The sequence below is a fragment of the Cellulosimicrobium cellulans genome (assembly GCF_001722485.1).
GTDB lineage: Bacteria > Actinomycetota > Actinomycetes > Actinomycetales > Cellulomonadaceae > Cellulosimicrobium > Cellulosimicrobium cellulans_A.
Genome location: NZ_LWGL01000051.1, coordinates 1 through 19,796, shown reverse-complemented (window position 1 = coordinate 19,796; position 19,796 = coordinate 1). Strand labels below are relative to the sequence as shown.

The 19,796-nt window shown below is 72.0% G+C and carries 19 protein-coding genes and 1 pseudogene; 15 read left to right on the top strand and 5 right to left on the bottom strand.

Annotated elements, in window-relative coordinates; genetic code table 11:
* Both JZ5iCDA_RS18790 and aspA read left to right on the top strand, forming a co-directional pair.
* Positions 1–218, top strand: a pseudogene (locus JZ5iCDA_RS18790) (hypothetical protein); the annotation flags it as partial.
* A gap of 28 nt (positions 219–246) precedes the next feature.
* Positions 247–1,782, top strand: coding sequence for an aspartate ammonia-lyase (aspA, locus tag JZ5iCDA_RS08060; protein WP_083259795.1), 1,536 nt, complete (start codon positions 247–249; stop codon positions 1,780–1,782).
* Positions 1,783–1,799: 17 nt separating this feature from the next.
* On the opposite strand, the gene JZ5iCDA_RS17935 is transcribed toward aspA, so the two are convergent.
* Together JZ5iCDA_RS17935 and JZ5iCDA_RS08050 are read right to left on the bottom strand one after the other, a co-directional pair.
* On the bottom strand, positions 1,800–3,809 hold the full coding sequence (locus tag JZ5iCDA_RS17935) for a KAP family NTPase (RefSeq protein WP_139123022.1): 2,010 nt from the start codon (positions 3,807–3,809) through the stop codon (positions 1,800–1,802).
* A gap of 150 nt (positions 3,810–3,959) precedes the next feature.
* Positions 3,960–4,358 (bottom strand): MerR family transcriptional regulator, encoded by a 399-nt coding sequence (locus JZ5iCDA_RS08050; protein WP_069386702.1) that lies wholly within the window; start codon positions 4,356–4,358, stop codon positions 3,960–3,962.
* Between the two features lie 247 nt (positions 4,359–4,605).
* On the opposite strand from JZ5iCDA_RS08050, the gene JZ5iCDA_RS08045 reads away from it, so the two are divergent.
* Positions 4,606–6,135: a SulP family inorganic anion transporter gene (locus JZ5iCDA_RS08045; RefSeq protein WP_436967394.1), complete on the top strand. Its 1,530-nt coding sequence runs from the start codon at positions 4,606–4,608 to the stop codon at positions 6,133–6,135.
* 47 nt (positions 6,136–6,182) lie between these two features.
* Here JZ5iCDA_RS08045 and JZ5iCDA_RS08040 read toward each other — a convergent pair whose 3' ends face one another.
* Positions 6,183–7,451, bottom strand: coding sequence for an APC family permease (locus tag JZ5iCDA_RS08040; protein WP_069386701.1), 1,269 nt, complete (start codon positions 7,449–7,451; stop codon positions 6,183–6,185).
* 162 nt (positions 7,452–7,613) lie between these two features.
* On the opposite strand from JZ5iCDA_RS08040, the gene JZ5iCDA_RS08035 reads away from it, so the two are divergent.
* Genes JZ5iCDA_RS08035 through JZ5iCDA_RS08015 form a run of 5 tightly spaced genes read left to right on the top strand, consistent with a single transcriptional unit; the run spans position 7,614 to position 11,024 of the window.
* Entirely contained in the window at positions 7,614–8,525 is a 912-nt protein-coding gene (locus JZ5iCDA_RS08035) for a hypothetical protein (protein WP_069386700.1), read from the top strand.
* On the top strand, positions 8,509–9,000 hold the full coding sequence (locus tag JZ5iCDA_RS08030) for a phage holin family protein (RefSeq protein ID WP_083259791.1): 492 nt from the start codon (positions 8,509–8,511) through the stop codon (positions 8,998–9,000). Before JZ5iCDA_RS08035 ends, JZ5iCDA_RS08030 begins: the two co-directional genes overlap by 17 nt.
* Complete coding sequence (locus JZ5iCDA_RS08025; RefSeq protein WP_069386699.1) at positions 8,997–9,623, top strand: DUF3618 domain-containing protein; 627 nt, start codon at positions 8,997–8,999, stop codon at positions 9,621–9,623. The genes JZ5iCDA_RS08030 and JZ5iCDA_RS08025 overlap by 4 nt, the downstream gene beginning before the upstream one ends.
* A gap of 52 nt (positions 9,624–9,675) precedes the next feature.
* Positions 9,676–10,764 carry a YihY/virulence factor BrkB family protein gene (locus JZ5iCDA_RS08020; RefSeq protein WP_069386698.1) on the top strand — a complete coding sequence of 363 codons (1,089 nt, stop codon included), beginning with the start codon at positions 9,676–9,678 and terminating at the stop codon, positions 10,762–10,764.
* Positions 10,761–11,024, top strand: a complete 264-nt coding sequence (locus tag JZ5iCDA_RS08015; RefSeq protein WP_069386697.1) for a hypothetical protein — start codon at positions 10,761–10,763, stop codon at positions 11,022–11,024. Before JZ5iCDA_RS08020 ends, JZ5iCDA_RS08015 begins: the two co-directional genes overlap by 4 nt.
* A gap of 49 nt (positions 11,025–11,073) precedes the next feature.
* On the opposite strand, the gene JZ5iCDA_RS08010 is transcribed toward JZ5iCDA_RS08015, so the two are convergent.
* A complete protein-coding gene (locus tag JZ5iCDA_RS08010) occupies positions 11,074–11,898 on the bottom strand; it encodes a formate/nitrite transporter family protein (RefSeq protein WP_083259790.1) in 825 nt (274 codons plus the stop codon).
* Positions 11,899–12,093: 195 nt separating this feature from the next.
* Here JZ5iCDA_RS08010 and JZ5iCDA_RS19930 point away from each other — a divergent pair, with 195 nt between their 5' ends.
* The 6 genes from JZ5iCDA_RS19930 (at position 12,094) to JZ5iCDA_RS07980 (ending at position 17,915) form a co-directional block, all read left to right on the top strand.
* Positions 12,094–13,029 (top strand): cold-shock protein, encoded by a 936-nt coding sequence (locus tag JZ5iCDA_RS19930; RefSeq protein ID WP_069386706.1) that lies wholly within the window; start codon positions 12,094–12,096, stop codon positions 13,027–13,029.
* 180 nt (positions 13,030–13,209) lie between these two features.
* On the top strand, positions 13,210–15,093 hold the full coding sequence (dnaK, locus tag JZ5iCDA_RS08000) for a molecular chaperone DnaK (RefSeq protein ID WP_069386696.1): 1,884 nt from the start codon (positions 13,210–13,212) through the stop codon (positions 15,091–15,093).
* Entirely contained in the window at positions 15,090–15,761 is a 672-nt protein-coding gene (gene grpE, locus JZ5iCDA_RS07995; protein ID WP_069386695.1) for a nucleotide exchange factor GrpE, read from the top strand. Before dnaK ends, grpE begins: the two co-directional genes overlap by 4 nt.
* Positions 15,762–15,937: 176 nt before the next feature.
* A complete protein-coding gene (locus tag JZ5iCDA_RS07990) occupies positions 15,938–16,939 on the top strand; it encodes a DnaJ C-terminal domain-containing protein (RefSeq protein WP_069386694.1) in 1,002 nt (333 codons plus the stop codon).
* Positions 16,940–17,045: 106 nt separating this feature from the next.
* Complete coding sequence (locus JZ5iCDA_RS07985) at positions 17,046–17,450, top strand: heat shock protein transcriptional repressor HspR (RefSeq protein WP_253182008.1); 405 nt, start codon at positions 17,046–17,048, stop codon at positions 17,448–17,450.
* A gap of 156 nt (positions 17,451–17,606) precedes the next feature.
* A complete protein-coding gene (locus JZ5iCDA_RS07980; RefSeq protein WP_069386693.1) occupies positions 17,607–17,915 on the top strand; it encodes a DUF1540 domain-containing protein in 309 nt (102 codons plus the stop codon).
* A 60-nt stretch (positions 17,916–17,975) separates the two neighbouring features.
* Here the strand turns inward: JZ5iCDA_RS07980 and JZ5iCDA_RS07975 are convergent, their stop codons facing one another.
* Complete coding sequence (locus JZ5iCDA_RS07975; protein WP_253182007.1) at positions 17,976–18,782, bottom strand: hypothetical protein; 807 nt, start codon at positions 18,780–18,782, stop codon at positions 17,976–17,978.
* Between the two features lie 174 nt (positions 18,783–18,956).
* On the opposite strand from JZ5iCDA_RS07975, the gene JZ5iCDA_RS07970 reads away from it, so the two are divergent.
* The coding region (locus JZ5iCDA_RS07970; protein ID WP_139123021.1) for a sigma-70 family RNA polymerase sigma factor at positions 18,957–19,796 on the top strand (840 nt) is incomplete at its 3' end.

Here is a 19,796-nt window from a genome sequence, read left to right as displayed (position 1 = left end):
GCGGGCCGGACCTGGCGCTCGCCGCCGCGGTCGGCGACGCGGAGCCGCGCCGGGTCGCCGTCGCCGACGCCCGCGCGCTGGACACCGTCGCGACGGGCGGGTTCCTCGGTCTGTGGGTCGGCGTGCACGCGACGAGCCACGGGCGTCCGACGTCGAGCGTCGCGCGCGTCGAGCGGTTCGTCTACGCCCCGCGCCTCGAGGCGGCCGCCGACGGGTGACCCCCCGACGCTGCGCTACGGTCGGGGCATGGCACGACGTGGCGCGGTGCGGATCGAGGAGGACCTGCTCGGGACCCGGGAGATCCCGGCGGACGCCTACTACGGCATCCACACCGTCCGGGCCACGGAGAACTTCCGGATCTCGGGCACCACGATCAGCGACGTGCCGGAGATGATCCACGGCATGGTCCTCGTCAAGAAGGCCGCCGCGCTCGCCAACAAGGAGCTGCGCGCGATCCAGGGCGACGTCGCCGACGCGATCGTCGCGGCGTGCGACGAGATCCTGGTCAAGGGCCGCTGCCTCGACCAGTTCCCGGTCGACGTGTTCCAGGGCGGGGCCGGCACGTCCGTGAACATGAACACGAACGAGGTCGTCGCCAACCTCGCGCTCGAGCTCGTCGGGTTCCCCCGGGGGCGCTACGACGTCATCAACCCGAACGACCACGTGAACAAGTCGCAGTCGACCAACGACGCCTACCCGACCGGGTTCCGGCTCGCCGTGCACGAGCTCGTCGGGACGCTCGTCGAGTCGGTGGCGCAGCTCGCGCTCGCGTTCGACGAGAAGGCGGACGAGTTCGCGGACGTGCTGAAGATGGGGCGCACGCAGCTCCAGGACGCCGTGCCGATGAGCCTCGGCCAGGAGTTCGCGGGCTTCGCGGTCAACGTGCACGAGGAGATCACGCGCCTCACGGTCGCGGGGGAGCTGCTGCTCGAGGTGAACCTCGGGGCGACGGCGATCGGGACGGGGCTCAACACCCCGCCCGGCTACCCCGAGGCCGCGACGCGCCACCTCGCCGAGGTGAGCGGCCTCGCGACGGTGCCGGCCGAGAACCTCGTCGAGGCGACCTACGACAACGGCGCCTACCTCGCGGTGCACTCGGCCGTGAAGCGCCTTGCCGCGAAGCTGTCGAAGATCTGCAACGACCTGCGGCTGCTGTCGTCCGGGCCGCGCGCCGGGCTGGGCGAGATCAACCTGCCGCAGCTCCAGGCCGGGTCGTCGATCATGCCCGCGAAGGTCAACCCGGTGATCCCCGAGGTCGTCAACCAGGTGTGCTTCAAGGTCATGGGCAACGACGTGACGATCACGCACGCCGCGGAGGCCGGGCAGCTGCAGCTCAACGTCATGGAGCCCGTGCTCGCCCAGTCGATGTTCGAGTCGCTGCGCCTCATGACGAACGCGTGCGAGACGCTGCGCACGCGCTGCGTCGCCGGCATCACCGCCAACCCCGAGGTGTGCCGACGGCACGTGCTCGACTCGATCGGCATCGTCACGTACCTCAACGAGATCATCGGGCACCGCAACGGCGACCTCGTCGGCGCCGAGGCGGCGCGCACGGGGGCGTCGGTGCGCGACGTCGTCGTGGCGCGCGGGCTGCTCACCGCCGAGGAGGTCGACGCCGTCCTCACCACGGAGAACTTCCTGCGCCCCCGGTACACCGGGCGGTACTACGAGCCGCACGAGCGCGGCATCCCCGTGGCGGGGGAGGAGGGCGAGTCGTCCCGCGTCGTGGAGTCCGACGACGCAGGCGGCGCCCCGAGCGAGCCGGACGCCCAAGGACGTTGATCACTTCGGCCCAAGAGTCACAAGACGGACTGATCACCCTCGCGCCGGAGTCGCCCTCGGACAAAGACTCGCCGATTGGCCCACGAGGCGTCTCGCATGTCTACGTCAGGCGTGCCGGGCTCACGAAACCAGGGGTCATCGTGATACGGGCACAACTTCCAGAAAAGGGTGTCGTGGAGTCGCAGCACGTCGCCCATGAGCACGTCTATCGCGGCGAACCTCGCTGCGAAATCCTCCAGCGTCGAGGGGGAGTTCTGTAGCAGCTCCCCGAACTTGTGTCGCGCTGCCTCGGTGTCGCCGAACCTGATGATGAAATTGATGCACTCCAAAGGCTCCGGATCTCCGTATGGTTCGGCGATATCTCCTTTAGCCACGTGATTCACGAGTTCAGTAATCGCTTCGCGAGAGACCTGTTGCTCCGCCAACTGGAGGTGAGCGCGTCCGTCACTTGGGCTCGCGGAGCGCAGGGCACGCATCTTCAGTGGGAAAGAAGGGCAGCGCTGCACTGCTGTGGCGACGGCATGCGGGTCCGCATCGACTGGGATGTCGGTAAGCAGTTTGGCGGCCCAACGCGTCACGGCGTCTCTCCGGGTTCCGACGATCCCGGAATCCGTAGGTACTTGGTGGAGAATGGCCATCGTTTCGCTGAGCACGGGAAGGGCCGATTCGGCTGGAAGTTGTTTGCTGTAGAGCAGGCGCTGGGCATACAAGGCTCGGTCTCCGTCATCACCTGCCAGAAGCTCAGCAAGTAAGGTTCCGTCGCCTGACTCACAGGCTGCAATTGCGGCGTGAAGCTCCGACTCTGTGACCTCATGGCGTGGCACTCCGTGAACGAAGTACCGAGCAAAGGCGTCCGCATGGCTCACGTGAGGTCGGTCGAGTGCGCTACTTCCAGTCGTGCCGGGAAAGAGGCACTCAAGTATCTGCTTGGCGTCGGTAGTATCCCCCTCGCTTCCTGCCCCTTCAAGGAGTTCTGGTATGGGCGAGCCATCCTCCCTCGAGCTTCGCCGCAGCAAGGCATCCTCCGTTGCGGGCAGTCGGGTGTAAATCCGGGGAAATTGGTTACGGAGGATGCTTAGCAGGAAGAGGTCAGTGTCGTCTATCTCGGTCGCTTCATGAAACGCGCGCGATAGCCGATATTGTTCGACAACCCGATCGACACTTCGCGGTGTTCGCAGTTGATTCAACAGGGCAGGCACTACGGCAGCAAGGCGTTCTGTGTTGAACCGTGATTTCTCAGCAACCAAGGTGTCTAGCCTGGTGTTCAGGCGGCGGAGTGCTTGCGTAGGAAGTAGAGGCGGCATGGACAATGGATACTGGACGATCTTCTCCATAAAGAGCCGCGCGTCTAGCTCTGACTTCAACCCGTAGTCCGGATTCGTCAGGTTTGCGAGTAAGATCGCCTCATCGTAAGCGAGCAGGAAAGATACTCCGGGAAAGCGGCCTAGCAGGCGAACCACCTTGAGCAGAGTCCTGAGTTCCTCCTGTTGCAGTCGGTCAACGTCGTCAACAACGACCAATATCCGCTTTTTAGAATCGTTCAGCGCCGCTGATGCCTTCTCGAATGCTGAATTCCAGTTCGTCTCGAGAAAATCGTCGGCAGCGGTCGAAGCGAGCGCGCTGAGAGGGGCGCCAGCGACGGGAATGAACTGAAGGAGGTTTGCGCTGTAGCGAGCCAGTCTGCTAAGGGTCGCGCGCACGGCCGCGTCGTCCCTAGGGAGTGTCTCGGCCACTGTCGCGTAGAACTCGGCAATAAGAGTGCTCGCGTCGCTCGCCGCCCATGGCGTGAAGTAGGCGATCGCTGAGTCTCTCTCCGCCTTTAGTTCTGTGCAGATGAGGTTGATCATGCCTGTCTTGCCGCTCCCCCATGGGCCGGTCAGGCCAACGACCACACTGGAATCTCTCGGCCAAACGGCGGCTATATGTGAGGCCGCGGTTCGGGAGTACCTCGTGTGGTCGAGCGTGTCCTCGTTGGGCGTGCGAATGGGATCATCGGCCCAGGCGGGGCCGGGCTCGATAGCTGCCATGGACACAGTGTTGCGTGAACAAGTGATCGTTGACCAGCACTTGCCTTGTGACTATGGCGCGGATTCCAAGATCGCGGTTGCGACAGAGTTCTTGGTCAGCTATCGGCTTGCGGATCGGTGGAGTCGTGCGGCGTGTTCCAGCCAGTAGATTCACCTGTGGCGCAGGAGCGCGATGAGCTCGTCGGCCCACGCGACCTTGCGCACGAGGTCGGCGCGGCGCTCCTCGGCGCTGGCGACGTAGGCGTCGAGCCGGTCGCGGGTGCCGCCGGCCTCGTCGACGGCGCCGGGGGAGTCGAGGCGGTCGACGAGCTCGAGCAGCTCGGCCATCTCCTCGAGCGTGAAGCCGAGCGGCTTCATGCGCCGGATGAGCAGGAGCCGCTCGACGTCGGCCTCGGTGTAGAGGCGGAACCCGCCGTCGGACCGCGCGGACGGCCGGACGAGACCGACGTCGTCGTAGTGGCGCAGCGTGCGCAACGACAGGCCCGTGCGCTCCGCGACGGCACCGATGTGGATGGTGGGCTGCGGGTCGGCAGGGCGCTGGTCGTTCATGGGGTCAGTCTCCCGGATCGGTCGAGACTGGAACTCTACCCTCACGTAAGGGTAGAGTTCCGCCGGCGCGGTCCTTCCCCTCTTCCCGCTCCCGGGAAGGCCGCCGCCGCCCCCTCGTCCTCCCGTGCGCAGCGTCGCGTGCCCTCGTCCTGTCCATCCCCGGACCTGGTCGCACGACCCGGTCCTCGGGGCGTGCGCGCCCCCGACCCCGAAGGAACGCCGCGTGCCGAACGACGTCCGCGCCACCCTGCCCGATCCCGCCCCGAACCCCCAGCCGGTGTCCGGCGCTCCCGAGGCCGACGAGTCGTACTCCGTCCTCGCCGCGCTGAGGTCGCCGCGCCGGCTGAAGACCGAGGTCCTCGCCGGCCTGGTCGTCGCGCTCGCCCTCATCCCCGAGGCGATCGCGTTCTCCATCATCGCGGGCGTCGACCCGCGTCTCGGGCTCTTCGCCTCGTTCACGATGGCCGTGTCCATCGCGTTCCTCGGCGGACGCCCGGCGATGATCTCCGCCGCCACGGGCGCCATCGCGCTCGTCATCGCGCCCGTCGCGCGCGAGCACGGCATGGACTACTTCATCGCCACCGTGATCCTCGCCGGTGTCATCCAGGTCGCCCTCGGCCTGCTCGGCGTCGCCAAGATCATGCGGTTCATCCCGCGCTCGGTCATGGTCGGCTTCGTCAACGCGCTGGCGATCCTCATCTTCACGTCCCAGCTCCCGCACCTGCAGGACGTGCCGTGGATGGTCTACCCGCTGGTCGCCGTCGGCATCGCGATCATGGTGCTCATGCCGCGGTGGACGAAGGTCGTCCCGGCCCCGCTCGTCGCGATCGTCCTCCTGACCGCGGCCGCCGTGCTGGCAGCCATCGACGTGCCGACCGTGGGCGACCAGGGCGAGCTGCCCGAGTCCCTGCCGTCGCTGTTCTTCCCCGACGTGCCGCTCAACCTCGAGACGCTGCAGATCATCGCCCCGTACGCGCTCGCCATGGCGCTCGTCGGCATCCTCGAGTCGCTCCTGACGGCCAAGCTCGTCGACGACGTCACCGACACCCACTCGAACAAGACGCGCGAGGCCTGGGGCCAGGGCGCCGCCAACGTCATCACCGGCTTCTTCGGCGGCATGGGCGGCTGCGCCATGATCGGCCAGACGATGATCAACGTGAAGGCCTCCGGCGCCCGCACGCGCATCTCCACGTTCCTCGCCGGCGTGTTCCTGCTGGTCCTCGTCGTGGGGCTCGGCGACGTCGTCGCGATCATCCCCATGGCCGCACTCGTCGCGGTGATGATCATGGTCGCGGTCGGCACCTTCGACTGGCACTCCGTGCGGCCCGGCACCCTCAAGCGGATGCCGAAGTCCGAGACCGCCGTGATGGTCGCGACCGTCGTCGTGACGGTGTGGACCCACAACCTCGCCTACGGCGTCGTCGTCGGCGTGCTCGTCGCGATGGTGCTGTTCGCCCGCCGCGTCGCGCACTTCACGACCGTCACGCGTCTCGACGCGTCCGACGCGGACGACCAGCGCGTCTACGCGGTCGAGGGCGAGCTGTTCTTCGCGTCGTCCAACGACCTCGTCTACCAGTTCGACTACGCCGGCGACCCGCGCAACATCGTCATCGACATGACGAACGCCCACGTGTGGGACGCCTCCACCGTCGCGACCCTCGACGCGATCCGCACGAAGTACGAGGCCAAGGGCAAGACGGTGACCATCGTCGGGGCCAACCCCGACACCACCGAGCGCCTGGACCGGCTCGCCGGGAAGCTCGGCGCCGGTCACTGACCCGGCCCGTCGTCCCGGTGCGTCCGCGCCGCGGCTTCCAGCTGGCCTCAGCCCGCGGCGCGGACGCGCCACCAGCGCAGCGCGACGCCGACGGCGAGCACCGCGGCCCCGGCGGCGACCGCGGGGAGGGGGAGCGTCGTGACGAGCACGACGCACCCGGCGGCGCCGAGCACCTGGCCCCACCGCGGGTAGCGGCGGTCCGTGCCCGTCTGGCGCAGCGCCGCGAGGTTGGCGACGAGGTAGTACACGAGCACGCCGAACGACGAGAACCCGATCGCGCCGCGCAGGTCGACGGTGAGCACGAGCGCGACGACGACCGCGCCCACGACGAGCTCCGCGTGGTGGGGCACGGCGAACCGCGGGTGCACGGCCGAGAGCCACCGGGGCAGGTCGCCGGTGCGGGCCATGGCGAGCGTCGTCCGGCTCACGCCGGCGAGGAGCGCGAGCAGCGCGCCGACGCTCGCCGCCGTCGCGCCGACGGCGACCACGGGCTGCGCCCACGCCCACGAGCCGGAGGCGACGGCGTCGGCGAGGGGCGACGTCGACGCCGCGAGCCGGTCGGGGCCGAGCACCGCGAGCAGCGTGACAGCGACGACGGCGTAGACGACAACGACGATCCCCAGCGCGACGAGGATCGCGCGCGGGATGGTCCGGCGCGGGTCGCGCACCTCCTCGCCCAGGGTGGCGACGCGCGCGTACCCGGCGAAGGCGAAGAACAGCAGCCCGGCGGACTGCAGGACGCCGTACCAGCCGCCGTGCGCGCCGTCGGCGTCCAGGACCGCGGGCCACCGGGGCCCGTCGCCGGCGAGGCCCGCGGCGACGCCCACGGCGAGAGCGGCGAGCGTGACGACGACGATGACGCGCGCCGCCTGGGCGGTGCGCGTCACGCCGCGGTAGCCGACCGCCGTCAGCGCGACGACGGTCGCGGCCGCGACGGGACGCTCCCACCCGGCGGGTGCGACGTACGCGGCGACGACGAGCGCCATGGCCGCGCAGCTCGCCGTCTTCCCGACGACGAACCCCCACCCGGCGACGTAGCCCCACCACGGCCCGAGCTGCTCGCGCCCGTAGACGTACGTGCCCCCGGAGGTCGGGTGCTGCGCGGCGAGCTGTGCGGACGACGTCGCGTTCGCGAGCGCGACGAGCGCGGCGAGGACGAGGCCGGCGAGCAGTCCGGTGCCCGCCGCGGCCGCCGCGGGGGCGAACGCGGAGAAGACCCCCGCACCGATCATCGACCCGAGCCCGATGGCGACGGCGTCGGTCGTCCCGAGGCGGCGGACCAGGCCGGGGGCGTCGTGGCGGCTCACGCGGATCATCCTGGCACCCCCGGCCCCAGTTGTGGGTGACGCGCACCGCCCTACCGTGGGGGAAGGTCCAGCACAGGGCCCGCACGGCGGAGCCAGGCCCTGCGGCCCGCTCCGCCGCCGACCCATCCGGTACGACCGACCGGGATGGTGGACGACGACAGGAGTCCGACGATGAGCGAGACGAACGTTCCCTACGGCACCGGGACGGGGTCCCCGACCTCACCGGCGTCCGGAGGCTCCGGGCAGCAGGGCTCGGGCGTGAAGGACCGCCTCGGCGAGGCCGCCTCGAGCGCCGGTGACGCCGGCCGCGAGGTCGCCGGCGAGGCGAAGGACAAGGCGCGCGACGTCGCGCACGAGGCGAAGGACCGCGCTCGCGGGCTGGTCGACCAGGGCCGCTCGCAGCTGCAGTCCCAGGCCCAGTCGCAGCAGCAGCGCCTCGCGGGAGGGCTGCGCACCCTCGGCGACGAGCTGAACCAGATGGCGAGCGGCTCCCAGGACCCCGGCTACGCGAGCGAGCTCGTGCAGCGCGCGGGTGACGCGACGACGCGCGTCGCCGACTGGTTCGAGGACCGTGAGCCGAGCTCGGTGCTGCGCGAGGTGGAGGACTTCGCGCGGCGTCGGCCGGGCATGTTCATCGCCATCGCGGCGGGTGCCGGCCTGGTCGTGGGCCGGCTGCTGCGCGGCATGAAGGACGCCGACGGCGGCAGCGGGTCCGGCGGTCAGCACGCCCAGGTCGCCGGGGGCGCGAGCCAGGGTGGCGGCGGGTACTCGACCGCCGGGTACCTGGGTGCCGCCGACACCGGGTACGGCAGCGCGGGCTACAGCGGCACGGGGTCGACCGGTACGGGCCCGTACGGCACGACCGCTGCGGGGGCGCCGACGTCGGGCGCGACCGCCGGGACGGAGCCCGGGTACAGCGGTGGGTCCGCGTACCCCGACCTGGCGAACCAGCCGCCGCCGCCCCCGGCGGACACCACGCTGCCGCGCGCGGCCAGCGGGGAGACGGGCTCGCCGGCGTTCCCGCCGTCGATGCCCGCCCGTCCGGCCAGCTCCGGGGGTGACACCGATGTCGACCGCACCTGACCCGTTCGCGGCGGCGAACACCGCGCGGCACAGCGCGGGCACCGCGCCCGACACGGGCGCGACGCCCGTCGCCGGTGAGCGCGCGGGCGGCGAGCAGCCGAGCCTCGGCGAGCTCGTCGCCGAGGTGAGCCGCGACCTGTCGACGCTGGTCCGGCAGGAGGTCGAGCTCGCGAAGGTCGAGGCGAAGCAGTCGGCGCAGCGCGCCGGCAAGGGCGCGGGGATGCTCGGCGGCGCGGGCGTCGCCGGCCACTTCGTCCTGCTGTTCCTGTCGGTCGCGCTGTGGTGGGGCCTCGGCGCCGCCATCGGCCGCGGCTGGTCGGCGCTCGTCGTCGCGGTGATCTGGGCCGTGGTCGCGGCGGTGCTCGCCGCGATGGGCCGCAAGAGCCTGCGCACCGTCGAGGGGATGCCGCAGACCACGGACACGATGAAGAAGATCCCCAACGCCCTCCAGGGACACGAGGAGAAGAACGCATGAGCACCAACGACCCCGACGAGATCCGCGCGGACATCGAGCGCACGCGCAGCGAGCTCAGCCGCGACGTCGACGCGCTCGGCGACAAGGTGAACCCGAGCCACGCGGCGCGCCGCCAGGCCGACAAGGTGCGCGACGGCGTGACGCGGGTGAAGGACCGTGTCATGGGCTCCGCGCACGACACCGCGGACAGCGCGCGCGGCACGACGCACGACCTCGCGGACCGCGGGCGCGACGCCGCCTCGTCCGTCGCCGACTCGGCACGCCAGACGGCGTCGTCCGTGGCCGGCACGGTGCAGTCCGCGCCGAGCGCCGTGCGCGAGCAGACGCAGGGCAACCCCCTCGCGGTGGGGCTCATCGCCTTCGGCGTGGGGCTGGTCGCGGCGTCGCTCCTCCCCGCGAGCCGCGCCGAGCAGCGTGCCGCCGCGGGCGTGAAGGAGAAGGCCGCACCGCTCGTCGACGACGTGAAGCAGACCGCGAGCGGCGTTGTGCAGGACCTCAAGGAGCCGGCGCAGGAGAGCGCGCAGGCCGTCGCGGACTCCGCGCAGGACGCGGCGCGGTCCGTCGGCGAGCACGGCAAGGAGGCTGCGGGCGACGTCCGCTCGCAGGCGACCGGCCAGGGCTGACCCGACGGCCGCGACGCGGCCAGGGCAGACCGTCCACGACGAAGGAGGTGGCATGACCGACATCGACAGCGCGTCCGAGCGGGCCGGCGCCCCGGCGCCGGACGACCGGCGCAAGCCGGACACGCCCGCGGACCTGCGCAAGCAGTCGTGGACGTACTCGCTGCGCACGACCGTCCGGCAGTTCATGCGGGACAACTGCCTCGACCTGGCCGCGGCGCTGACGTACTACGCGGTGCTCGCGGCGGCGCCCGCCCTGCTGGCCCTCGTGTCCGTGCTCGGGCTCGTGGGCAGCGGCGGGCAGGCGGTCGAGCGGGTCATCACGACGCTCGAGGGCGTCGTGCCGGAGGACGTGCTGTCGATCGTGCGACCTCTCGTCGAGAACGCCGCCCAGGGCGGGGGCCGGGCAGGCCTGGCCCTCGTCCTGGGTGTCGCGCTCGCCCTGTGGTCGGCGTCCGGGTACGTCGGCGCGTTCGGGCGGGCGATGAACCGCATCTACGAGATCGACGAGGGCCGGCCCATCTGGAAGCTGCGCCCCGTCATGCTGCTCGTCACGCTGGTCACGGTGATCATGGCCGCGCTCATCGTCGCGGCGCTCGTGCTCTCCGGCTCGCTCGCCCGCGCGGTGGGCGACGCGGTGGGCCTGGGCCCGACGGCGGTGACGGTGTGGAACATCGCCAAGTGGCCGGTGGTCCTGCTGCTCGTCGTCGTGATCGTCGCGATCCTCTACCACGTGACGCCGAACGTGCGGCAGCCGAAGTTCAAGTGGATCAGCGTGGGGGCGGTCGTCGCGATCGTCGTCTGGGTGATCGCCTCCGCGGGGTTCGGCTTCTACGTCGCGAACTTCTCCAACTACGACGCCACGTACGGCACGCTCGCCGGCATCATCGTCATGCTCCTGTGGCTCTGGATCACCAACCTCGCGCTGCTGTTCGGCGCCGAGCTGGACGCCGAGCTCGAGCGCGGCCGCCAGCTCCAGGGCGGCATCGCCGCCGAGGAGACCATCCAGCTGCCGCCGAAGGACACGCGCGCGAGCGACAAGCGCGAGGAGAAGATGCGCGAGGACGTCGAGCGCGGCCGCGAGCTGCGCGAGGCGGCGAGCAGGGACGACGACCGCGAGACGGACGAGAGGAGCACCAGGTGAGCACCGCACCGCACGAGGACCGGGGGACGGGCGAGGAGCAGGACTGGCCCGACGAGGCGGGTCGGCAGGCGCCCGAGCAGGCCGGCGGGGAGCCCGACATCGGCACCGCCGGGGCGTTCCCCGCGCTGGCGAACGACGCGCTGCCCGAGGACCCTGACGTCCCCACCAAGGTCGACCCGGGCGAGCCGGGCCGTGACGTCCCGGACGACGAGACGGCCGGCGGCGGCCTGGGGATCGACCCGGAGCGCGGTACCGACTGACCCACCGGAACCACGGGACCCCGGGGGCGCACGGCGCCCCCGGGGTCCGTCACGTGTCCGCGCGGCGCCACTGCAGGAGGCGCTCGCGGCTGCGCACGACCCGCAGCAGCGTGGTGAGCAGGAGCCCGCCGACGACGTTGCCGAGCACCACGTACCCGAACCACGGCAGCCACTCGGCGAGCGAGGCGCCCGGCTCCCCGGCGTGCACCGCGACGAAGACGACCAGGGTGTCCAGCACCGAGTGCAGCAGACCGCCGCCCACGATGACGAAGGCGATCGCGACCGCCGCGACGATCTTCGCGACGTCGTCCTCCGTCCCGTTCTGCATGCGGGTCAGCAGCGTGATCGCCGCACCGGCGAGCACCGCGAGGGCGAAGGTCTCGAGGTCGAGCGGGCGGTCGACGAACTCGTGGCTCAGCTCGCCCGCGGTGGCGTGCAGGTCGGGCAGCGCCACGACGACGAGCCACGCGAGCACCCAGCCGCCGACGAGGTTGCCGAGCAGGCTCCCGCCCCACAGCCGCAGCAGGTGCGCCCAGCGCGCCTCCCCGGCCACGACCACCATGACGGGGACGTGGAAGCTCTCGGTGAACAGCTCGCTGTGCCCGAGCCGCAGTGCGACGAGCCCCACCGAGAAGGCCAGCGCCCCCAGCAGCATGCTGTCCGTCTCGTGCACGACGACGAGAAGCGCCAGCACGCCGATCCCCACCTCGATGCCCGCGACCGTGCCCGTGGCGAGCAGGTCGGTCGTGCTGCGGTAGAGCCGGGGGCGTCCCTCGAGGACGACGCGGTCGAGCGCCTCGTCCTTCTCCTCGGTGGTGGCGGGCTCGTCCTCCCGCGCGTGGGGGCTGCGCTGCACGTCGTCGGGCTCGTCCATGTCGTCCTCCGCTCCGCGGGGTCGTCCGCGAGTCCGCGCGGCCGCTCGTCGCGCCGTCCCCATGCTGGCCCCGGGGCGCCGCGCACGCCCGTCCTCGGGTGCGGGTCGTCGCCGAACCTGTTCGGCCCACCCGTCTGCGGCTCCGCCGGGGGACACTAGGAGACAGCAATGTTCTGCCGAGACGAGGAGCGCCAGGTGCCCCAGGGAACTGTCCGATGGTTCGACGCCGACCGAGGGTTCGGTTTCATCGACCTCGGGAACGAGGCCGAGGACCTCTTCGTGCACGCGTCCGAGATCCTCGGCGACGACGGACCGAAGGTGCTCCGCGAGGGGCAGGTCGTCGAGTTCGAGGTGGGCGAGGGCGACCGAGGTCCGCAGGCGCGCCGTGTCCGCGTCACGGGCGACCGGGCCGCCGACGCGCCCCTGGGCGTGCTCGGCACCGTCGCGTGGTACGAGCCGACCAAGGGGTACGGCTTCGTCACGCCCGACGACGGTCGCGCCGAGATCTTCGTGCACAGCTCGGCCATCGTCGGGGGCGGGGTGATCTCGGAGGGCCAGCGGGTGGCGTTCCTCGTCGTCGAGGGGGAGCGGGGGCCGCAGGCGGACCACCTGCTGCCGCTCGCGGCGCAGGCCGCCCGGCACGCCGTGCCCGCGGACGGCGCGGACGGCACGGTGTCCTGGTACGACGACACCAAGGGCTTCGGGTTCGTCGCCCCCGACGGGGGTGGCGACGACGTCTTCGTCCACGCCAGCGCGCTCGGGCCGGGGCTGACCGAGCTCGTCGAGGGTGCGCGCGTGACCTACGACGTCGTGGCCGGCGACCGGGGGCCGAACGCCCGCAACGTGCAGCTCGTGCGCGGCTCCGGGGGCGCGCGCGGGTCGAGCGACCGCAGTCGTCCGGGCCGTGCTTCGGGATCCGGCGGGCCCGTGCGCGGCGGCGAGGGCACCGTCGCGCGCTACGACGAGGAGCGCGGCTTCGGCTTCATCACGCCCGACGCCGGGGGCCCGGACCTGTTCGTGCACGTGTCGGTCGTGCGGGGCGACGAGGTCCTGGAGGCGGGCGACCGGGTCCGGTTCAAGGTGCGCCAGAGCGACCGGGGCCCGCAGGCCGACGGCGTCGAGCTGCTCTGACCGAGGGAATACGGAGGCGCCCGGCACAGTTGAGTCAAGCAGGCTCAAGTTCGGCGCGGTGGGCTTGCACGGAGCAGGGTGCCGTGCCTACCTTGAGCGAAGCAGACTCAACCCGGTCCGCCGGGCGGTCGGCCCTCGTGCCGTGCCGCTCGCGACCACGCACTCACGGAGGCAGCACACATGGCACGAGCAGTCGGGATCGACCTCGGTACCACCAACTCGGTGGTCACCGTCCTCGAGGGCGGCGAGCCCACCGTCATCGCGAACGCCGAGGGGTCGCGCACGACGCCGTCGGTGGTCGCCTTCTCCAAGACCGGCGAGGTCCTCGTCGGCGAGGTCGCCAAGCGCCAGGCGGTCACCAACGTCGACCGCACCATCAGCTCGGTGAAGCGCCACATGGGCACCGACTGGTCGGTGGAGATCGACGACAAGAAGTACACCGCGCAGGAGATCTCCGCGCGCATCCTCGGCAAGCTCAAGCGCGACGCCGAGGAGTACCTGGGCGAGCCCGTCACCGACGCGGTCATCACCGTCCCGGCGTACTTCAACGACGCCGAGCGCCAGGCGACCAAGGACGCCGGCCAGATCGCCGGACTCAACGTCACACGCATCGTCAACGAGCCCACCGCGGCCGCGCTCGCGTACGGCCTGGAGAAGGGCAAGGAGGACGAGCTCATCCTCGTCTTCGACCTCGGCGGCGGCACGTTCGACGTGTCCCTCCTCGAGGTCGGCAAGGACGACGACGACTTCTCCACGATCCAGGTGCGTGCGACGTCGGGCGACAACCGCCTCGGCGGCGACGACTGGGACAACCGCATCGTCGAGCACCTCATCAAGCAGGTGAAGAACAGCTCGGGCGTCGACCTGTCGAAGGACAAGATCGCGCTCCAGCGCCTGCGCGAGGCGGCCGAGCAGGCCAAGAAGGAGCTGTCGTCCGCGACGAGCACCAACGTCTCGATGCAGTACCTCTCGATGAGCGAGAACGGCCCCATCCACCTGGACGAGAAGCTGACGCGCGCGCAGTTCCAGCAGATGACGCAGGACCTGCTCGACCGCACGAAGGCGCCGTTCCACAAGGTCATCTCCGACGCGGGCGTCTCCGTCTCGGACATCGACCACGTCGTCCTCGTGGGCGGCTCGACCCGCATGCCGGCCGTGGCCGACGTCGTGCGCGAGCTCACCGGCGGCAAGGAGCCCAACAAGGGCGTCAACCCGGACGAGGTCGTGGCCGTCGGCGCCGCGCTCCAGGCCGGCGTCATCTCGGGCGACCGCAAGGACGTCCTGCTCATCGACGTGACCCCGCTGTCCCTCGGCATCGAGACCAAGGGCGGCGTGATGACCAAGCTCATCGAGCGCAACACGGCCATCCCGACCAAGCGCAGCGAGATCTTCTCCACGGCCGAGGACAACCAGCCGTCCGTGCTCATCCAGGTCTTCCAGGGCGAGCGCGAGTTCGCGCGCGACAACAAGCCGCTCGGCACGTTCGAGCTGACCGGTATCGCGCCGGCCCCGCGCGGCGTCCCGCAGATCGAGGTCACCTTCGACATCGACGCGAACGGCATCGTGCACGTGTCCGCCAAGGACCGCGGCACGGGCAAGGAGCAGTCGATGACGATCACCGGCGGCTCGGCCCTTCCCAAGGAGGACATCGACCGCATGGTCAAGGAGGCCGAGCAGCACGCGGCCGAGGACAAGCAGCGTCGCGAGGAGGCGGAGACCCGCAACCAGGCCGAGGCGTTCGTGTACTCGACCGAGAAGCTGGTCAACGAGAACAAGGAGAAGCTCCCGGCCGACGTCGTGACCGAGGTCGAGGGCGACATCGCCGGCGTGAAGTCCGCGCTCGAGGGCGAGGACGCCGCCGCCGTGAAGACGGCCCACGAGAAGCTCGTCGCGTCCTCGCAGAAGATCGGCCAGGCGCTCTACGCGTCGGCCGAGCAGCAGCAGGCCGCGGGCAACCCCGGTGCCGCCACCGACGACGCCACCGCGGCCGCGGGCGCGAGCAGCGCCCCGGACGAGGACGTCGTCGACGCCGAGATCGTCGACGACGAGGACGACAAGAAGTGACGGCGGAGAACCCTCGGGGTCCCGAGGAGCAGGCCGGGCGCGAGCCCGGTCAGGGCCCCGAGGACAAGCCCTTCCAGTTCACCGACAAGCGCAAGGTCGACCCGGAGACCTCCCGGCCGCGCGAGAGCGCGGCCGGGGCCGAGGGCGGCTCGGCCGGCGAGGGCTCCGAGCAGCCCCCGGCGGCCGACCCCCTCGCGGGGCTCGACTTCGAGCCGTCCGGCGAGGCAGAGGTCGACGCGGCGGTCCTCGCCGCCAAGGCCGAGGCCGCCGAGCACCTCGACGCCCTGCAGCGCGAGCGCGCGAGCTTCACGAACTACCGCAACCGGGCGCTGCGCGACCAGGAAGCCGCGCGCGCCAAGGGCGTGGAGGACGTGCTCACGGCGCTCCTGCCCGTGCTCGACGACGTCGACCGGGCGCGCCAGCACGGCGAGCTGACAGGGCCGTTCGCGGCGATCGCCGACAAGCTCGGGCAGAGCCTCGAGCGGTTCGGGGTCGAGCGGTACGGCACGGTCGGGGAGGAGTTCGACCCGACCGTCCACGAGGCGCTCATGCACCAGACCGACGCCGACGCCACCTCGACCACGATCAACCTCGTGATCGAGGCGGGCTACAAGATCGGGGACCGCGTCGTGCGCGCCGCGCGCGTCTCGGTCGTCGGCCCGGAGTAGGCCGACCTCCCGTGCCCGACGACGGGGCCGCGCCTTCTCGGGAAGGTGCGCCCCGCCGTCGGGCACGCGACGATCGGCGCACCTGCTGAGCGGCCCGGCCGCCCGGCAGGACGCGTGCAGCGCACCAGCCACGAGGACGAGGACGAGACGACGAGGATGCACAGGAGGGAGGCGTCGTGACCGGACAGGACTGGATGGAGAAGGACTTCTACGCCGCGCTCGGCGTCCCCAAGGACGCCGACGACGCCGCGATCAAGAAGGCGTACCGCAAGCTGGCGCGCCAGTACCACCCGGACCAGAACCCGGGTGACGCCGCGGCGGAGGCGAAGTTCAAGGAGATCGGCGAGGCCTACGCGGTCCTGTCCGACGCGAAGGAGCGCGAGCAGTACGACGCGATCCGCGCGATGGCGGGCGGGGCGCGGTTCTCCGCGGGCCCGGGCGGCGCGGGCACGGGCGGGTTCGAGGACCTGTTCGGCGGGATGTTCGGCGGCGGCGGAGCGCCCGGTGGCGCGCGCGTGCGCTACTCCACCGGGGCCCAGGGCGCCGGCGGGTTCGAGGACATCCTCGGCTCGATGTTCGGCGGCGCGGCCGGCGGCCAGCGCTTCGGCGGCGCGGGCTTCGGCGGGCCGCAGACGGGCGCCGACGTCTCGGCCACCACGACGCTGCCGTTCCGGCAGGCCGTCGAGGGCTCGACGGTGACGTTCACCGTGGACGGTCGTCCCGTCACCACGCGCATCCCGCCGGGCGTGCGCGACGGCCAGAAGATCCGGCTGCGCGGCAAGGGCCGCCCGGGCCCGAACGGCGGCCCGGCGGGCGACCTGGTCGTCACCGTGCACGTCACGCCGCACCCCGTCTTCGCGGCCGACGGCACCAACCTGCGCGTCACCGTCCCGGTGACGTTCGCCGAGGCGGCGCTCGGGGCGACCGTCGACGTCCCGACGCTCGACGGCTCGACCGTGCGGGTCAAGGTCCCGGCCGGAACGCCGTCGGGGCGGACGCTGCGCGTCAAGGGCCGCGGCGTGCGGACGGCGAAGGCGACGGGCGACCTGCTCGTGACCGTCCAGGTCGTCGTGCCGCAGAAGCTGTCGCGGGCGGCGCGCGAGGCGGTCGAGGCGCTCGCCGCGGAGACCGACGGGCAGGACGTGCGGGCCGACCTCGCCCGCCAGGCGGCGGAGTGAGGGGGCGGTCGTCGTGACCGCGCACGCGGACGGCGCCCCGGAGCGGCCGGACGTGCCCGAGGACGCGCCCGTCCTCGTCATCTCGCAGGCCGCGGCGCTCGCCGGGATGCACCCGCAGACGCTGCGGCAGTACGACCGGCTCGGGCTCGTCGTGCCGCGGCGCGCGGCGGGCCGGGGCCGGCGCTACTCGCTGCGCGACGTCGCGAAGCTGCTCGAGGTGCAGCGCCTGAGCCACGACGAGGGCATCAACCTCGCCGGGATCCAGCGGATCCTCGCCCTGGAGTCGCAGGTCGAGCGGCTCGAGCGGCGCGTCGAGGCGCTCTCGGCGCGCGTCGAGCCGGGCGGCCGCGTGTTCGCCGCGGCGGCGAGCGGCGACGTCGTGGTCGTGCCGCGCGGGCGCAGCGTGCGGCGCGGCGTCGAGGAGGCGCTGCGGCAGTCGCTCGTGGAACGGTCGGAGACGCGCGCGCTCGTCATCTGGAGCCCCGGGCGCGACGGCGGGCCGGAGCGCTGACCGGCACCTCCGCACATTTCGCAACAATGAGGTGCGCTGATTCGCATTCTCTCGCGCATTCTTGAGCAAGGCCTTCCTTGCTATCCAGAGGCGAATTCCGGGAATACCGTGGACGATGAGATCACGGCCCCCAGGCCCCGGAGAACGGAGAGATCGATGAGCAGCCTCATGGAGATGCCCCAGGTCGTCGAGTGCTCGATCGAGGGGTGCGGCTACAACCACGACCACGGGTGCCACGCCGGCGCGGTGACGATCGCCGGCCACACGGGTGACGCCGAGTGCGCCACCTTCATCCCGCTCGGCACGAAGGGCGGACTGGAGAAGGTGCTCGCCCACGTCGGTGCGTGCCAGCGCACGGAGTGCGTCCACAACGCGTCGCTCGAGTGCACCGCGCCGTCGATCCGCGTCGGCGCCGGCGGCTCGGGCGAGGCCACGGCGGACTGCCTGACCTTCAGCCCGCGCTGACCGGTTCCCGACGCCCCGGGTCGCGCGCTCGCCCGCGTGGTCCGGGGCGTCGTCGCGCGCTCAGCGCTGCAGCGTGCCGAGGAGCTGGACGGCCGCGGCGTGCGTCGCCGGCAGCGGCTCCGTCCACAGGCGCGGGGGACGACGCAGGATCGCCGACACGCCGAGCGCGAGCCCGGTCCTCTCGATGCGGTGCCGCAGCTCGGTGCGCAGCCACTCGTCGTCGGCGTCGCGCTCGCCGAGCACGACGAAGAGCCCGTTGCCGAGAGCGGCCATCGGGTGCCCCTCGCCGAACGTCTGCGTCAGCGCTCGCCCCATCGCCGCGGACCGGGCGAGACGCTGCCAGCCCGTGAGCTCGTCGAGAGCGACGTCGACGACGAGGAGCCCGTGGGACCGCGTCACGGGGATGCCCGTGCGCCGGGCCTGGTCGTACGTCTCGCGCAGGCGGTGCGTGAGGTACTGCGTGGTCGCGAGGCCCGACTCGGGGTCGAGGACGTCGGGCGAGATGGGCATCGTCTCGTAGCCCTCGGCCCAGCCGACGGCGACGGCGCGCAGCAGCTCGAGGTCGGGCGCGCGGTCGGAGGAGCGGTAGAGGCAGGCCACGTCGTCGATCGCCTCGCCGATGCCCACGCCGGCCTCGCCGCGCGCGCGCCCGAGGCGCTCGGCCGCAGGCGTGACGTCACGGCGCTCGCAGAGCGCCTCCGTGAGGGCGTCCACGGCCGGGTGGTACCAGTCGCCGGGGCGCAGCCAGACGCTCGCGACGCTGGCCGCGCGCCACGCGTCGCGCAGCGTCTCCGGGGCGTCTGCGGGCACGGCGTACCCAGCATGGAGGTGATCCATGTGGACGAGACGGCTGAGCGGCTCGGTCATGACGCGAGTTCGGCCGGGTGAAACGCCGAGAGCTCGGGGATGGGGCTCGGGACGCACGGGTGCGACGTCGCTCGTCCCGCTTCGCGCGGCCCCCTGCCGGACGCGATGGTCATACGTCTAGTATGGGGCGCGTTGTGAGCCCTGCGGGAGCCGGGCGACGTCCGGGGCGGTGGCATGACCGAAGCACGATCCGACGTGTGGAGCGAGGCGTTCAGCGACGCAGAGCTCATCACGGCCGTGCGCGCAGGCGACACGGGTGCCTTCGGCGTCCTCTACGAGCGCCACGCGGTGGCTGCCCGGACGGTCGCGCGCCAGTACGTGCGCTCCACGGCGGACGCGGACGACGTCGTCTCGGACGCCTTCGCCCGCACGCTGTCGGTGCTCCAGGGCGGGGGCGGCCCCGACGTCACGTTCCGCGCGTACCTCTTCACGGTCGTCAGGCGCCTGTCCTACGACCTCGTCAACGGCGCCCGCCGCACGCAGCCGACCGACGACGAGCGCACCTTCGAGACCGCGTTCGGCCCCATGGCCTCGACCGAGGACCCGACGCTCGAGGGCTTCGAGCGGTCCGTCGTCACGCGGGCGTACCAGACGCTGCCCGAGCGGTGGCGCGCGGTGCTCTGGTACACGGAGGTCGAGAACCTCACCCCGGCGCAGATCGCGCCGATCCTCGGGCTCACGGCCAACGGCGTCTCCGCGCTCGCGTACCGGGCCCGCGAGGGTCTGCGCCAGGCGTACCTGCAGCAGCACCTCACGGCCGCGCCCGCCAAGGAGTGCGAGAACGTCAACCCGCTCCTCGGGTCGTACGTGCGCGGCGGCCTGGCCAAGCGCGAGACGGCGCGCGTCGAGGAGCACCTCGAGGGCTGCGGCGAGTGCCGCGCGCTCGTGCTCGAGCTCGGCGACGTCTCGCACGGCATGCGGGCCGTCATCGCGCCGCTCGTCCTCGGCGTCGGCGCGCTCGGCCTCGTCGGCACCGCGCTGCCGGTCGGCGGCGGCGCGGCCGTCGGGGCCGGC